16 protein-coding genes are annotated in these 13863 nt (G+C 65.2%); 4 read left to right on the top strand and 12 right to left on the bottom strand.

Annotated features, from left to right (window positions below; genetic code table 11):
- Positions 1 to 3 precede the first annotated feature (3 nt).
- A complete protein-coding gene (locus BN973_RS25545) occupies positions 4 to 477 on the top strand; it encodes a hypothetical protein (protein WP_036471497.1) in 474 nt (157 codons plus the stop codon).
- A 17-nt stretch (positions 478 to 494) separates the two neighbouring features.
- On the opposite strand, the gene BN973_RS25540 is transcribed toward BN973_RS25545, so the two are convergent.
- From BN973_RS25540 to BN973_RS25510, 7 genes are all read right to left on the bottom strand, one after another.
- Complete coding sequence (locus BN973_RS25540) at positions 495 to 1361, bottom strand: alpha/beta fold hydrolase (RefSeq protein WP_036471496.1); 867 nt, start codon at positions 1359 to 1361, stop codon at positions 495 to 497.
- 15 nt (positions 1362 to 1376) lie between these two features.
- Positions 1377 to 1775: a Rieske (2Fe-2S) protein gene (locus BN973_RS25535; RefSeq protein ID WP_036471495.1), complete on the bottom strand. Its 399-nt coding sequence runs from the start codon at positions 1773 to 1775 to the stop codon at positions 1377 to 1379.
- A 1-nt stretch (position 1776) separates the two neighbouring features.
- Positions 1777 to 2922, bottom strand: coding sequence for an amidohydrolase family protein (locus tag BN973_RS25530; RefSeq protein ID WP_036471494.1), 1146 nt, complete (start codon positions 2920 to 2922; stop codon positions 1777 to 1779).
- A 30-nt stretch (positions 2923 to 2952) separates the two neighbouring features.
- Complete coding sequence (locus tag BN973_RS25525) at positions 2953 to 4044, bottom strand: amidohydrolase family protein (protein WP_036471493.1); 1092 nt, start codon at positions 4042 to 4044, stop codon at positions 2953 to 2955.
- 282 nt (positions 4045 to 4326) lie between these two features.
- The gene (locus tag BN973_RS25520) at positions 4327 to 5235 is read right to left on the bottom strand and encodes an NAD(P)-dependent oxidoreductase (RefSeq protein WP_269147653.1); all 909 of its coding nucleotides are present in this window, start codon (positions 5233 to 5235) and stop codon (positions 4327 to 4329) included.
- A gap of 2 nt (positions 5236 to 5237) precedes the next feature.
- A complete protein-coding gene (locus BN973_RS25515) occupies positions 5238 to 5618 on the bottom strand; it encodes a carboxymuconolactone decarboxylase family protein (protein ID WP_036471492.1) in 381 nt (126 codons plus the stop codon).
- 10 nt (positions 5619 to 5628) lie between these two features.
- The gene (locus tag BN973_RS25510; protein ID WP_036471491.1) at positions 5629 to 7053 is read right to left on the bottom strand and encodes an aldehyde dehydrogenase family protein; all 1425 of its coding nucleotides are present in this window, start codon (positions 7051 to 7053) and stop codon (positions 5629 to 5631) included.
- A gap of 124 nt (positions 7054 to 7177) precedes the next feature.
- On the opposite strand from BN973_RS25510, the gene BN973_RS25505 reads away from it, so the two are divergent.
- From BN973_RS25505 to BN973_RS25495, 3 genes are all read left to right on the top strand, one after another.
- On the top strand, positions 7178 to 7801 hold the full coding sequence (locus BN973_RS25505; protein WP_051641644.1) for a nitroreductase family protein: 624 nt from the start codon (positions 7178 to 7180) through the stop codon (positions 7799 to 7801).
- A 162-nt stretch (positions 7802 to 7963) separates the two neighbouring features.
- A complete protein-coding gene (locus BN973_RS25500; protein ID WP_036471490.1) occupies positions 7964 to 8962 on the top strand; it encodes an acyl-CoA dehydrogenase family protein in 999 nt (332 codons plus the stop codon).
- Positions 8946 to 10121, top strand: coding sequence for an acyl-CoA dehydrogenase family protein (locus tag BN973_RS25495; RefSeq protein WP_036471489.1), 1176 nt, complete (start codon positions 8946 to 8948; stop codon positions 10119 to 10121). Before BN973_RS25500 ends, BN973_RS25495 begins: the two co-directional genes overlap by 17 nt.
- A gap of 51 nt (positions 10122 to 10172) precedes the next feature.
- Here the strand turns inward: BN973_RS25495 and BN973_RS25490 are convergent, their stop codons facing one another.
- From BN973_RS25490 to BN973_RS25470, 5 genes are all read right to left on the bottom strand, one after another.
- Positions 10173 to 10745: a hypothetical protein gene (locus BN973_RS25490; RefSeq protein WP_036471488.1), complete on the bottom strand. Its 573-nt coding sequence runs from the start codon at positions 10743 to 10745 to the stop codon at positions 10173 to 10175.
- Positions 10742 to 11635, bottom strand: a complete 894-nt coding sequence (locus tag BN973_RS25485; protein WP_036471487.1) for a hypothetical protein — start codon at positions 11633 to 11635, stop codon at positions 10742 to 10744. The genes BN973_RS25490 and BN973_RS25485 overlap by 4 nt, the downstream gene beginning before the upstream one ends.
- 55 nt (positions 11636 to 11690) lie before the next feature.
- Positions 11691 to 12047 carry a hypothetical protein gene (locus BN973_RS25480; RefSeq protein WP_051641643.1) on the bottom strand — a complete coding sequence of 119 codons (357 nt, stop codon included), beginning with the start codon at positions 12045 to 12047 and terminating at the stop codon, positions 11691 to 11693.
- 184 nt (positions 12048 to 12231) lie between these two features.
- Positions 12232 to 13596, bottom strand: a complete 1365-nt coding sequence (locus BN973_RS25475) for a cytochrome P450 (RefSeq protein WP_036471486.1) — start codon at positions 13594 to 13596, stop codon at positions 12232 to 12234.
- Between the two features lie 13 nt (positions 13597 to 13609).
- Positions 13610 to 13810, bottom strand: coding sequence for a ferredoxin (locus BN973_RS25470; protein WP_036471485.1), 201 nt, complete (start codon positions 13808 to 13810; stop codon positions 13610 to 13612).
- Between the last annotated feature and the right edge of the window lie 53 nt (positions 13811 to 13863).

The raw sequence follows: 13863 nt of genomic DNA, 5'->3' as shown, positions 1-13863 counted from the left end.
CCCATGCGAACTGCGGTGGTGCGTGTCAACGTCGACCCGGAAAGCGTGCTCACGCGAGCGCAACTACGTGACGGCATGGCAGCGCTCCTGCAGCTCGCGACTCAGGCCGACGCCAGTGTGGTCGAAAACGACCTGGCGGCCATGCCCGAAAGTCGCCGGGAAGTCGAACTGCTCATCACGGCCGACCACAGCGACACGGCCAAAGAAGCCGCAATCGGGCTGTGCACCAAGGCGTTCGGCGTTACCCCGGTCCCGGGCGTGATTACCTTCGTCAGCCGCGGAACCGACGACGACGCCCACGGCGTGCTGTCCGCGTTCGGGCTCACCGGCGACATCGAGCGCACACCCGGCGACGACGGATTCGACATCGTCTACGTGACGCTGCGGGAGGCCGACCTCGAACGCATTCCGGAAAGTCGAGTCCACACGGCGCTGGAAGCGTCGCTCAACTGCGAGGTCCACATACTCACTCGGTGATGCACCGTGTAGTGCCATCACGAGCCCAGGAATTCGAGAATCGCCGGTGCCGCCTGCACCCAGGTGTCGAACATGTTGAAGTGCTTGACCCGGCCCGCCGCGCGGTCCTCGGATGCCCGCTCCCAGGCGTCCTCGGGCCACGGCGGATCGATCAGCTTGGATCCCTTGATCAGGCAGCTGACCTCCAGCGACGTCCGCTTGGGGTGATCCATGTCGTTCTCCCCGCCGCGAATGATCAACGTGGGAACCTTTATCCGGTCGAACATTTCGTCCTCGACACCGGGGATCGTCTGTCCCGGCTTGGAGACGAACGCGTTGAGCCAGCGCAGCATGATCTTGAGGAACTCGTCTTTGTCGAAGTCGAGGAACCGCTGCTTGTTGTTCGGGTTCTCCGCGATCCGGTCCTGCCATTCGGCCACCTTCACCACGCCGTCCATGCCGGTGCCGCGCACCGCGAGAATGCTGGGGATGATGTAGAACGAGCCCAGCACGAAAGTGCCGTAGGTCCCCCCGACGATGTTCCAGACCACCAGCTTGGTCACCATCTCGGGATAGAGCATCGTGGTCAGCATGGAATCCCTTGCGCCACCTGACCCGCCGGCGAGAATGCAGCGCTCGAAGCCCAGCCCGGTCACCAGCTTGTGCAGGGTCTCGGCGCGCATGTGCGACTCGCTTTGCCCGTAGAACTGCACATCGGAGGCCCCGCAGTTGGGCCGGTCCCACAGCAGCACCCGGTAGCCGCCCGCGGCAAGCGCCTCGGCGAGTGGACGCAAACCTTCGATCTCCTTGCTGAATCGCCCGCCGGGGGTCAGGGCAATGAGATCGCCTGAGTCACCGAGGATTTCGTAGACGACATTTCCCCCGTTGATCTCCATTGAAGGCACGCGATTCTCCTGTACTTAGGCCTGAACCAGAACATCGTTACCGACGACACGCACCGGGTAGGTGCGGATACTCCACTCCGGCTTGACCGCAGTGGTGCCGGTCGCCAGCTCGAAACCCCATTGGTGCCAAGGGCAATAGATGAATTCCAGGTCCCGCACCATCACCGCGTCACCCGGCACGGTCTCGTCGACGATCGTGCGCCCGCGCGCGCGTCCCGAGCACAGCGGACCGCCTTCGTGCGGGCAGTAATTCGCGATGGCGTAGAACTTGCCGTTGACGTTGTAGACGCCGACGCCGTGGCGCCCGATCGGTACCAGCTTGTGCGTACCGGGCGGAATCTCGTCTACGGTGGCGACGACGTGCTCGCGGCCCTGGGCGAGGCGTGGCTCGGGCCGTTTGGTTTCTTCTGACAATTCAGAGCACCCGGACCTGACCCTCGAGCACCGGCACCGTCTCCGGCAGGTGATAGGTCGCGATGCCGTTCTTGTACATCACCGCGTCGCGGGCGTGCTTGGGCAAGTGCTTGACCAGCCAGCGCGGGTCATCGAACGTCCAGTGCGGGTAGTCGGACGAGAACAGCAGGATCTTCTCGCACTCCATCCACTCCAGCGCGCGGGTCAGCTCGGTCTTGTCCTCCGGGTAGTCCAACGGCTGAGTGGTGAATTTGATGTGGTCCTTGACGTATTCGGACGGCTTGCGCTTGATGTCCAGCCACGACTTGCGTGCTTGGTAGATTGCGTCCATCCGCCACATCAGCGGCAGGATCCAGGTGAACGCGTGCTCGACGAAGACGATCCGCAGCGTCGGGAAGCGGTCGAAGACGCCGTCGAAGATCAGGCTCATCACCTGGTTCGCGGCCAGCAGCGAGTAGGTCACCATGAAGTCGTGGTTGTAGCTGGGGAATCCCACCGGCGGGATCGGCAGCTCGTCGAACTGGCTGCGCGACAGGTGGCAGCTCACCGTGATGTCGTGCTTGGTGGCGGCCGCCCAGATCGGGTCGTATTTCGGGTGGCCCCACGACGGCCGCGGCTCGGCCTTGATCAGGATCTGCGCCATGTAGGGGTGCCCGGCCCATTTTTCGATCTCGCGCGAAGACTCGTCGGGTTCCTCGATGGCGCAGCAAATCGAACCGCGCCACCGCTCGTGCCAGTTGTTGTGGCTGTCCAGCCAGTGATTGGCCTGCCAGTCGTTCAACGCGGCCGACATCGCGTGCTGTGCTTCGGGCAGCCGGGCCGGGTAGGCGGCCGGCTCCAGGATCGCGATGTCCGAGCCGGCCTCCATGATCAGCTGACGAAACGCCATATCCGGGTCGCTGCAGGGGAATTCACCGTTGGCGGGGAAGGAGTCCACCCGCATCGCGTAGGAGTGCGCGTAGTCGGGGGCGTCATAGTAGATCTGCTCACCCACGGCGCGGGTGAGGAAGTACTTGCTGCGCCAGGGCTCGGGGATGTAGGGGACAAGCTCGCCGCGCTTGGGCGCCGGGTGGACATCCGAATCGACGCATCGGACGGCTATGCGCTCGGAAGCGGGAACCCGCTCCTGCGAATGGGTCAACGTCATCTGGGGTCTCCTCAGTCTGCCGTGTTACTTCTACTGTGCGCCTACCCCGGCGGGGATGTCTATGCCGTAGAGCTGCGCCGCGTTGCGCCAGCACAGCTTGTCGCGCTGTCCGGCCGACAGCGCGCTGGGCAGCTTCTTGACGTCACCGCATTGCCAGTGTGGATAGCTCGAGCCGAACATCACCATGTCGTCCTTGCCGGTGAAGCCGAACCATTCGCCGGCGAACTCGGTGTCGCCGGGACCGTCGAGGCTGCCCTGCACGAAGTACACGTGCCCGGGCAGGTAGTCACTGGGGATCCGCGGCGCCCACGGCGTCTGCTCGAGGTGCGGCCGGCCGAACGTGTCCATCCGCCAGATGAACGGCGTGATGAAGTCCGCGGCACCGTCGCCCCAGACGAATTTCAGGCGGTCGAAGCGCTCGAACACGCCCTCGGCGATCATGTTCATCAGGTGGTACAGGTAGTTCAGCGCCATGAAGCTGACGTACTGCTCGTAGGTGCGGGTGTTCCCGGACGGCGTCGGCGGGAAGGCGATGCCCGAGCCCACCTCGATGTGCGCGGCAACGGGCAGGCCGGCATCTGCCGCCGCCTCCCATAGCGGCCAGAACTGCGGCTTCCCGTACACCTCGCGGGACTGCAGCGGAACGCCGATCTGCACTACCCGCGGATGCCCGCGCCATTTCTCGATCTCGCGCAGCGCGCCCGGAATGTCGTCGGGATTCACCCGGATGGTGCCGCGGAACCGCTCGCCGTACTGGCTGGACTCCAGCCAGTCGGACACCATCATCTCGTTGTGCGCGGCGTGCAGCGCGCTGCCCAGGTGCCGGTCCGGCATGATGCCGCGCGCCATCGGGTGCAGCACCGCGACATCGACCCCGCGCTTCGAAAACAGCTCATTGGCAACGAAATCCGGATCCGATCCGGGGTACTGGCCGTCCGGGCCCTCGGTATCGGGGGCGTACTCGCCGCCCGGCGCCCCGTACCAGTCCATCTCGTAGTCGGGGAACCCGCGGCTCTTGAACGGCTCGCGCAGGGTCTTTCGCAGCGCTTTGTTGGACGGGAAGAAAATGTGCACGCTCGCGTCGATGAGCGGTGTGCTGGTTCCGTCAGCGTGTTCGATCACGACAGCCACCCTTCGGTTCCGGTAGCCAAAGTGGGCCAAACCTGATCATAAGATAGATAATCTAACATTCTTGTGGGCTGTCGATCAATGGAATTTCGGTAAGCGTCTCGGTTAACGATAACCCCTGGTAGCCGCGGGTATTGCCACCATCAGAGCAATCGTCGTTCTTCTATCCGGATAATACCATTCTCGGAGTTCGATGGAAGGCGGCTGCGGGGCGGTCGAGATTGCCTCGCCACAGCCGGGGCCGCTACGCGGCCGTTACAGACTCGGCGAACGGTGTCATGCCATCCTGTCGTCGTCGACGCCGCCGACGGTGATCCCGGCCGCCTTTTCGAACGGTTTGATGACGGCCGTGAAATCCGAGTCGGGGCCTTGGTCGAGCGCGGCCGCCTCCCAGAGTCGGCCGATGGTCTCGGCGACGTCGACCGGCACGCCCAGTGCCTTGGCTTCGTCGAGATAGAGGCGCACGTCTTTGACCATCAGACCGGTGGCGAAGCCGTAGTCGAAGGTGCGGGGCAGCACCGCGCGCGGGAACTTGTCCCGGCTGGCGCTCGTCGCGCCCGAGCCCGCGTTGAGTACGTCGACCATCACGGCCGGGTCGAGGCCGGCCTTGACGCCCATCACGACGACCTCCGACGTCGCGACCAACACGTTGGCCGCCAGGATGTTGTTGGCGAGCTTCATCGTCTGCGCGGACCCGGGCTTCTCGCCGATGTAGTACGGCCGGCCGATCGCTTCGAGCACCGGCCGTATCGCATCGAATTCGCCGCGCGGCCCGGACACCATGACGGCGAGCGCCCCCTTTTCCGCTCCGCCGACCCCGCCACTGACCGGGCTGTCGAGCGCGGCGATGCCGCGCTGGGACAGCAGATCATGGATCTGCACGGCGGTCCGGCTGCCCACGGTCGACAGGTCGACATAGCGCTTGACCCGGCAGCCCTCGATCACACCCGAGGCCCCGGTGGCGACCTGCAGCGACACCGCCGGTGACGGCAGGCTGGCCAGCACCGTCTCCGTGCCATCGGCGACCTCCTTCGCCGATGACGCGGCACGGGCCCCGAGTGAGACGATGCGGTCGAGTGTCGCGCTGCTGGTGTCGAAGGCGATGACGTCGTGGCCGTCGCCGATCAGGCGAGATGCCATGGGAAAGCCCATGTTTCCCAATCCGACAAACCCGATTTCGGTCACAACTAGCCCTCGTCCAGTTCGCCGAACACCTCGCGGGCAATGCGGAAGCTGTCGACCGCGGCAGGCACGCCGGCGTAGATTGCGACCTGCAAGAAGATCTCACAAATCTCTTCGCGCGTCACGCCGTTGGTCAGCGCACCCTTGATATGTGTTCGTAATTCGTTCGGCCGGTTGAGGATTGGGATCATCGCCAGGTTGAGCATGCTGCGGGTCTTGCGCGGCAGGCCATCTCGTCCCCACACCCCGCCCCAGCAGTATTCGGTGACGAGGTCTTGCAGGGGTTTGGTGAAGTCGTCGGTGTCGGCCAGCGCCCGGTTGACGTAAGCGTCGCCCAACACCGCGGAGCGGATTTCCAGACCCCGCCGGTATGTTTCGCTATCCAAATTCTTCTCCTTACTGTCGCACGACCACGGTCTTGGTGGCCGTGAACATGTCGAGGGCTTCGTAGCCCTTTTCGCGGCCGTACCCGGATTTCTTGAAGCCTCCGAACGGCAACTCCACCCCGCCGCCGGCGCCGTAGGTATTGACGTAGACCTGACCCGCCCGGATCTCGGCCGCGAGCCGGTGTGCGCGGGAGAGGTCGGTGGTCCACACCGCGCCCAGCAGTCCATACGCGGTCCCGTTCGCCAAGTCGATCGCCTCGTCCTCGCTACCGAACCTGTTCACGGTCAGCACCGGACCGAAGATCTCCTCCTGAGCGATGGTTTCGGCGGGATCGACATCGGTGATCACCGTGGGCGCAAAGTATGCCCCGTCCGCCAGCTTCGAATCCTTCGGCGGCCCACCGCCGCAACGGATTTCGCCCTTGACGTTGCCACTGACCATAGATTCCACCCGTTGCTGTTGCTTGCGGGAGACCAGCGGCCCTAGATCGGGGTCCTCGAGTCCGGGCCCGATCGTCGCCAACCCCAGCCGCTGACAGACCATGTCGACCAATTCGTCGTGAATCCGGTCGTGTACCAGCAGCCGCGACCCGGCCGAGCAGGTTTGGCCGGCGTTCTGCAGTATCGCCTTCGCGATCGACTCGGCCGCGCGGTCCAAATCCGCGTCGGGGAAGACGATCTGCGGGGACTTCCCGCCCAGTTCCAGGATCGTCGGTGCGACGCGGTCCGCCGCGGCGTGGGCGATCATCGAACCGATCTGGGTGGACCCGACGAAGCCGACGTGGTCGACGCCGGGGTGGGAGGCCAGCGCGGCCCCGGCTTCGGCGCCGATCCCGGTCACCACGTTGAACACCCCGGACGGCACGCCTGCCGCAATCGCGAGCCGGGCTAATTCGACTGCGGTGCGCGGTGTTTCATCGGCTGGTTTGGCCACCGAGCAATTGCCCACGGCGATCGCCGGGGCCACGGCGCGGGCCAGCAACTGCATCGGATAGTTCCAGGCGACGATGTGCCCGGTGACACCGAACGGCTCTCGTCGGGTGTATGCGTGCAGATCCGTTGAGAGCGGGATGGTTTGGCCGTAGTACGAATCGATTGCGTGGCCATAGAAGCGGAAGTAACGCGCGGCGACGGCGGCATCGGCGCGCGCCTGGGTCAGCGGCTTTCCGGTGTCCTCGCTTTCGATCCGGGCCAGCCGGTCCTGGTTGTCACCGATCAGGTCGGCGATCCGCGTCAGCAGGGTGGCCCGCGTCTCCGGGGCGGTGTCCCGCCAGCTTTTCGACGCCGCCGTCGCGGCACGGACGGCGCGATCCACCTCGTCACCGCCGCCGCGCGCCACCGATCCGAGGGACCGTCCGGTGGCCGGGTCAATGTTGTCGTACACCTCTTTCGAGGGCACGGATTCGCCGTCGATGAATGACTCGGTGATGGTCACGGTGACCCCTTGACTTGATTCGTCGTGGCGACGGTTAGCTAGACGCTAGTGAATAGTTGCATCAGATGGCCCGTGCCGAAAGGGAGTGACCGTGACGGGAGCGAGCAGCGACGTTTGGGAAGTGATGTCGACCGCCCGGACGATCCGGCGCTTCACCGACGAACCGGTCGACGACTTCACGCTCGCGCAATGTCTGGAAGCCGCCCGGTGGGCGCCGTCGGGCGCCAATGCGCAGGGCTGGCGCTTCGTGGTGCTGCGCTCACCCGAGCAGCGCGCCGTGGTGGCCAAGGCCGCCGCGCACGCGCTGGAAGTGATCGAGCCGGTCTACGGCATGAGCCGGCCCGCCGCCGGCGACAACAGCCGGCGCGCCCGCACCTACCGCGCGACCTACGAATTGCATGACCGGGCAGGTGAATTCACCTCGGTCTTGTTCGCGCAGCAGCACTACCCGACGGCATCCGAGTTGCTGCTGGGCGGATCGATCTTTCCCGCCATGCAGAACTTCCTGCTGGCCGCCCGCGCCCAGGGCCTCGGCGCCTGCATGACCAGCTGGGCCTCCTACGGCGGCGAGCAACTGCTGCGGGAAGCCGTCGGGGTGCCCGACGGCTGGTTGGTCGCCGGGCACATCGTGATCGGGTGGCCCGCGGGCAAGCACGGCCCACTTCGTCGCCGCCCGCTGGCCGAGTTCGTCAATCTCGACCGCTGGGATGAATCCGCCAGCGGGCTTTTCGCGGCTCCCCCAGGCTGATCGGCGTACCGCACCCCGGCCAGCCGGGCGCTCGAACTCCTGGGCCCGGCCAGCCGGGTGCTCGGCGCAGCGCCGATACGCCATACGCCGAATCCGAGATTATTACTTCCGGAAGGGAGAATGTTATTCTCGCGAGGGCGGTGACGACAGGAGGCGGCCCCGATGCTGTTGGAGTTCGATGCTGATCAGCGACTGTGGCAGGACACGGTGCGTGACGCCGTCGCAAAGCAGTGCCCGCCGTCGCTGGTGCGAAGCGTGGCCGAGGACGGCCTAGACCCGAGCCCGCTGTGGAAGTCGTATGTCGACCAGGGCTGGACCGAGCTGAACGACTCGGAAAGCGCCGTGGAACTGGCCATCGTGCTCGAAGAGCTGGGCCGCGCAACCGATCCCACGCCGTTCCTGGCGACGATGAGCCAGTTCGCACCGCTCGTCGCGGACCGGTTCGACCCGCACCAGTCGGGCACCGCGGTGTACAGCGGGGTGGTGGCGCACCGTGACGCCGAAGGCTGGGTACTGGACGGAACGGCGCGCCATGTCCTCGACGGCGATCGCGCCGACCGGCTGGCGGTCGTCACCGACGCGGGGGTTTTCCTCGTCGCGTCCAGTCAGGTGTCGGCCCGGCGCGTGTCGGTGTTCGACCCGGTACTGCACGTCGCCGACCTGTCGTTCGCCGAGGTCCGGGTGCCCGACACCGAGCGGGTGACCGTCGACGCGGAACGCGCTCATCATCTTGCCCTGACCGGTATGGCGATCACGATGGTCGGCGCCTGCCAACGCATCCTCGACCTGGTGCTCGAGCACGTCAAAAGCCGTCAGCAATTCGGCGTTCCGATCGGTTCCTTCCAGGCCGTGCAGCACAAGGCCGCCGACATGCACGTCGCGGTGGAACGTGCCCGGGCGCTGGCCTACTTCGCCGCGCTGACGATCGCCGCCGACGATCCCCGCCGCCGGCTGGCGGCCGCGATGGCGAAGGCGTCGGCAGGGGAGTGCCAGTCGCTGGTCTTCCGGCACGGTTTGCAGCTGCACGGCGCAATGGGCTTCACTTGGGAGAACGATCTGCAGTTCGCGCTGAAACGGGCCAAGGCGGGCGAGCTGATGCTGGGCGGTGCCGCCGAACACCGGGCGCGGATCGCGGAGGAATACCGTGCAGCTGACTTTTGATTCCGACGTCGAAGAGTTCCGGGCGGAGTTCTCGGCGTTCCTCGACGAAAATCTCCCTGCCGCAAGCGAAACGCTGGAGCGGCCCCGGTCTGTTTCGCACATGCCGCAGTGGGCCCGCGACTGGCAGCGGCTGTTGTTCGACAACGGCTGGTTGCTGCCCAGCCAGCCACCGGAATTCGGCGGGCGCAATGCGACGGTCATCCAGCAGTTCGTCTACCTAGAGGAACTCAGCCGCCGCCGGATCTACCACAGCTTCAACCCGCAGGGCGTCAATATCGTTGGCGCATCGCTGTTGTCGTTCGGCAGTGACGAGCAGAAGCGGCGCTGGGCGGTCCCGATCCTGCGGGCCGAGATCACGGCTTCGCTCGGAATGAGCGAACCCAGCGCGGGCTCCGACCTGGCCTCGTTGCGTACTCGGGCGGTGCGCGACGGCGACCACTTCGTGGTCAATGGGCAGAAGGTGTGGACTTCGGGCGCCCACGATGCCGACGTCTTGTTGACGTTCGTGCGGACGAACCCAGATGTGCCCAAGCACAAGGGAATCAGCGTGCTGATCATCCCCACCGACACCCCGGGCGTGGTGCGCCGGCCGTTCCCGTCGATCTGCGGCGCCGACGATCTGGATTTCAACGAGGTCTTCTTCGAAGACGCGCGCGTGCCCGCGGAGAACCTGGTCGGCGAGATCGACCAGGGCTGGAAGGTGGCCAACGGGTCGCTGGGCCACGAGCGCACGATGATGTGGCTCGGCTTCGCCGATCGACTCGACAACATGATCGACGACTTCCGCCCCAGCACCGACGTCGAACGCGACCAGTACGCTTCCACGATCATGGACAAGCAGGCGCTGCGCTTGCTGGGTTCGGCGGCCCTGGCCCGCGCGTCGCGCGGCGAAGACGACGTGGCCGCCATCTCCGTGCTCAAGCTGCTCGGCTCCGAGGCCGAGTTGCGCGGGATGGAGCTTGCGCTGACCTCGGCGGGATCCGACGGGCTCGTGCACCCGGCTCTGACCGGGCCGTACGCGCACATGAACCTCGACCACTATTTCGCCAGTTGGTTCGAGCGTTATGCGCGAAGCTTTTCCGGCACCATCGCCGGCGGTACCTCCGAGATCCAGCGCAACATCATCGCTCAGCGCGTACTCGGCCTACCCCGCGGTTAACGTCGCCCTGCGGCCGAGTTGCATTTGATCTCAACGGTATTCAACGGCCCTCTAGACCGGGTCGAATTTGGTGATCAGCCAGTTGCCGTTGACTCGGGCCAAACTAACCAGCACGCTGCTGGAAGACATCGAGGGGTCGGGATTGTCCTTGCTGGTGGTGCTCTGGTCGACCAACACCAGCACGACGGCCGAATCCGGATGTAATTCCTGAACCGCGGCACCCAGCACCCGAGCGTTGGTCTTCAGCGACTTCTGCTTGGCGGCCGGCGCCACGATCTGTTCGGTGAACTGGTTGTAGTAGGACAGAAAGTCCCCGGACAGGTGCGACTTGGCCGCAGCGAAGTCCTTGTCGAGTGTGTCGGGCGAGTAGGACAGCAGCGCGACGGTTCCGTCGGAGGCCGAATTGACTACTGCGCTCGCGACGCTGGCGTTGGTCTGTTGATCGGGCCGGTACTGCTTGAAGTACAGCCACGCCGTCGCGCCACCGGAGACCAACAGCAGCAAAATCAGAACAACGGGAAAGACTTTCACCCTGCGTTGCGCCCGTTGCTCGCTACGTCCACCCTTTTCCGGCTGGTCTGAAGAGTCGTCGGCAGCGTCGACGCTGCCGTTGTCCGCGCTCATGGAATGAACTCCAGTTTGGACATCTTGTATTGCCCGCCCTCTTCGGTGACGGTCACCTTGAGCCGCCATCGCCGAGGTTCGTCCTTGGCGCCCGCGGCATTGGTGATCCGCGATGTCGCCGCGACGAGCACCAACGCCGAATTGCCGTCTATGGATTGCACGGCCGCCGCGTTGACGGTTCCCTGGGTGACCACTTTGGACTGCTCAACGACCGTCGTGAAATCTTTTGCGCGCTGCTGGAAGTCGTCCCTGAACTGGCCGGTCGAGCTGTCGATCACCCGTTGGACGTCTTCTTTGGCTTTGTTGAAGTCCAACGACGTCATGTTGACGACACCTTGTCGGGCGCCGGCAAGGAAGCTCGCGATGCGCTGATTGCGCTCGGTGATTTCATGGCGCTGCCACATCATGTATCCGCTGGCGCCGACGAAAGCGCAGATGAGGATGATGGCCGCCGCTTTCCACGCCACGGACAGCGATAGCCATCGCACGCGTGCGGACTCGGATTCCGGTTCGGTGTCTTCGGCCGTCTCGTCGGCGACTTCTTCCTCGGTCTCCGCTTCGTCGGCGTCGGTTACGTCCTCGTCGGACTCCGCCTCGGCGACGCCAATTACGTCCGCGTCGGTCTCGGTTTCGGTGACGTCCTCGTCGGACTCCGCCTCGGCGGTATCGGCGTCCGGGGCTACCTCGGCGACTTCGGCCGTCTCGGCCCCGGCCGCTGTCTCTTCCTCAGCCTGCGCTTCGCGCCGCAGGCGAGCCGCACGGGCGCGGGCACGCGCCGCGGCAGCCAGGGCTTCGGCTTCGGCGGCTTCCGCTTCGGCTTCCGCGATCAGCGCCATGGTGTCGGCTTTCGACTTGGCCGAATTTTGCGGCGGCTTCTTCGCCTCAGCCATCGTCCTTACTCCCCGTCGCCCTCATGAGCGACTGGCTCGTGTACATCTCACGCGGCTACCATCGCACGAGCGAGAACGGGTACGTGTTGCTGCCCCCCGGTGCGCCGCCGCAGCCCGTGTCGAATGTCGACACGACCTCACCCGTCAGCGTCACCGCATCCCACGAATAGACATCATGCGAGGGGAAGAACTGGACCACGCAGCGCACACCGTCGGGCACATCGACGGTCATGGTGTAGCGGCCGTTGGACAGGTGAGCGTCTGACTTCCAGGGTGCCGCTTGCCCGTTGGGTTGCGGAACCCCTTGAATGGTCAGGCATCCCGGAGCTTTGGGAGTGCAGGTGCCGAGGGCCCAGACCCAGAGGTGGCCGGGATCGCGGGGAGTGTCCACGCGGTAGTTGGCAATGATCATGTCCGCGTGGGCGGTCGGGGTGGCAATCAGCGCGGCCGTGGCGAGCGCAAGGCTCGCTGCGAAAGTCTTCACCGGCGGTCTCCCATCTCTGCACACGCGGTTGCCTCAAATATAAGACGCGGTCACGCTGAACAGGCCTACTCGGAAAAGTTGCGGCCGTCAACGGCCGGTGCGTCTAGGACTGTCAGTCGATGACCGCGGCTTCCTTACGCTCGGTGATCGGCAGGGCGAGCTGTTGTTCGTCGCAGATGCGTTGCAACTTGTCCAGCGTTTCGTCGAGGCCGGCGCCGACGGTAGGCCCGGGAGTGAAGGTCGCCGGCAGCTTTCGCATGCCCTGGATGACACCGATGCACTCATAGTGGACGGTGCCGTCGGGGTCGCAGCGGTAATCCGGCATCCGGTCCAACACCGCGGTCAGCATGGACTTGAACACGGTGCGCGCCACGTTCGATCCGACGCATCGGTGCACGCCGATGCCAAAGCTGAAGTGCCGGTTGCCTTTACGATCCAGGATGACTTTGTCCGGGTCGGCGAACACCGCGGGGTCGCGGTTGGCCATGGCCCACGAAATCCATAGCCGCTCACCCTCTTTGAACTTGTTTCCATCGAGTTCGACGTCGTCGGAGAATGTCCTGCCATCGCCTGCGGCCGGCGTAAAGTAGCGCAGGAATTCCTCGGTCGCGGGGTCGAGCAGGGTGTCGCGGTTCTTGGAGAGCAGCTCGCGCTGCTCGGGGTTCTCCGAGAGCCATTCCAGCGAGTGGGCGGTCAGCGCCGTCGTGGTGTCGAAGCCGCCGCCGATGACCAGGCCGAGATTCCCCAGGATTTCCAGGTCCGGGGCGGGCTCGCCGTCAATCCGCATCTGCAGCAGTCCATTGACGATGCCGGGCCGCGGATTCTCGCGAATCTCGAGCATGTTGTTGACCATGTCGAGGCCCATCTCCCGATGCATCGCGGTGACCCGCTCGATGTCGGGGGAGTGCTCCGGTGTGTAGACCGCCGCGTGCACCGGTTCGCTGTACAAGTTCCACTTCTTCAATGGGATGCCCAGCATCGCCAAGGTCAGCACCGCGGGTACGACGTTGGCCAGGTCGTCGACGAAGTCGATGCTGCCCGTTTCGATCTTCTCGTCGAGGCAGGCGCGGGTCACGTCGTGAATGAACGGCTCCCAGCGTTTGACCGCGGCCGGCGACAGGTAGGGGTTGAGCACGTTGCGGTAGGTGCGGTGCTCCGGGTCGTCCATCTCGAGGATGCCGCCGCGCACCATGCTGACGCGCCTGGCCTTCGGGATGGAAATCCCACCGTAGCCGCGGCGTTCGTTGTTGATGTCGTGGTCGTTGGAGACCGCGGGGCAGCGGGCGAGCTCGAACACCTCGTGGCTGCCGGCCGCGACCCAGTGCCCGCCGTAGGTGTCGGTCCACGCCATCGGGCACTTGGCGTGCATCTCCTCGGTGATCTGGTTGAACTGCGAGCGGTACTCCGCGGTGTTGCGGTCGAAGTGGTACCGCGGCTTCTCGTGTTCGCCGTCGCTCGCGACATCGTCGACGCTCAAGTGCTGTCTCCCTTTAGGTTTCGTCCGTGATCATGATCGCCTGCTCCGGACACGAGTGCGCGGCCTCGCGCACCTTGTCCTCCTGGTCGGCCGGCACCACCTCGTTGACCGCCGACGAACTGCCGTCAATGTCGCTGAGCTCGAATGAATCCGGCGCAATCATCGCGCACAGGGTGTGGCCCTGGCAGCGTTCTGAATCAACCCAGACCTTCACGATGTCTCCTCCTGGGGGCTGCGGTGTGGCTGGCGTTACGGTAGTCCCGACGA

The sequence above is a fragment of the Mycobacterium triplex genome, from assembly GCF_000689255.1.
Classification (GTDB): Bacteria; Actinomycetota; Actinomycetes; order Mycobacteriales; family Mycobacteriaceae; genus Mycobacterium; species Mycobacterium triplex.
The sequence above is the reverse complement of the archived record's forward strand: the minus strand, read 5'-3'. Positions and strand labels throughout refer to the sequence as shown.

What these genes read in the sequence shown, in the direction of transcription:
- BN973_RS25490 (WP_036471488.1), bottom strand. Translation starts at nt 10,745, where the DNA reads ATGAGCGCGGACAACGGCAGCGTCGACGCTGCCGACGACTCTTCAGAC.
- BN973_RS25505 (WP_051641644.1), top strand. Translation starts at nt 7,178, where the DNA reads ATGTCGACCGCCCGGACGATCCGGCGCTTCACCGACGAACCGGTCGAC.
- BN973_RS25545 (WP_036471497.1), top strand. Translation starts at nt 4, where the DNA reads ATGCGAACTGCGGTGGTGCGTGTCAACGTCGACCCGGAAAGCGTGCTC.
- BN973_RS25485 (WP_036471487.1), bottom strand. Translation starts at nt 11,635, where the DNA reads ATGGCTGAGGCGAAGAAGCCGCCGCAAAATTCGGCCAAGTCGAAAGCC.
- BN973_RS25500 (WP_036471490.1), top strand. Translation starts at nt 7,964, where the DNA reads ATGCTGTTGGAGTTCGATGCTGATCAGCGACTGTGGCAGGACACGGTG.
- BN973_RS25530 (WP_036471494.1), bottom strand. Translation starts at nt 2,922, where the DNA reads ATGACGTTGACCCATTCGCAGGAGCGGGTTCCCGCTTCCGAGCGCATA.
- BN973_RS25480 (WP_051641643.1), bottom strand. Translation starts at nt 12,047, where the DNA reads ATGATCATTGCCAACTACCGCGTGGACACTCCCCGCGATCCCGGCCAC.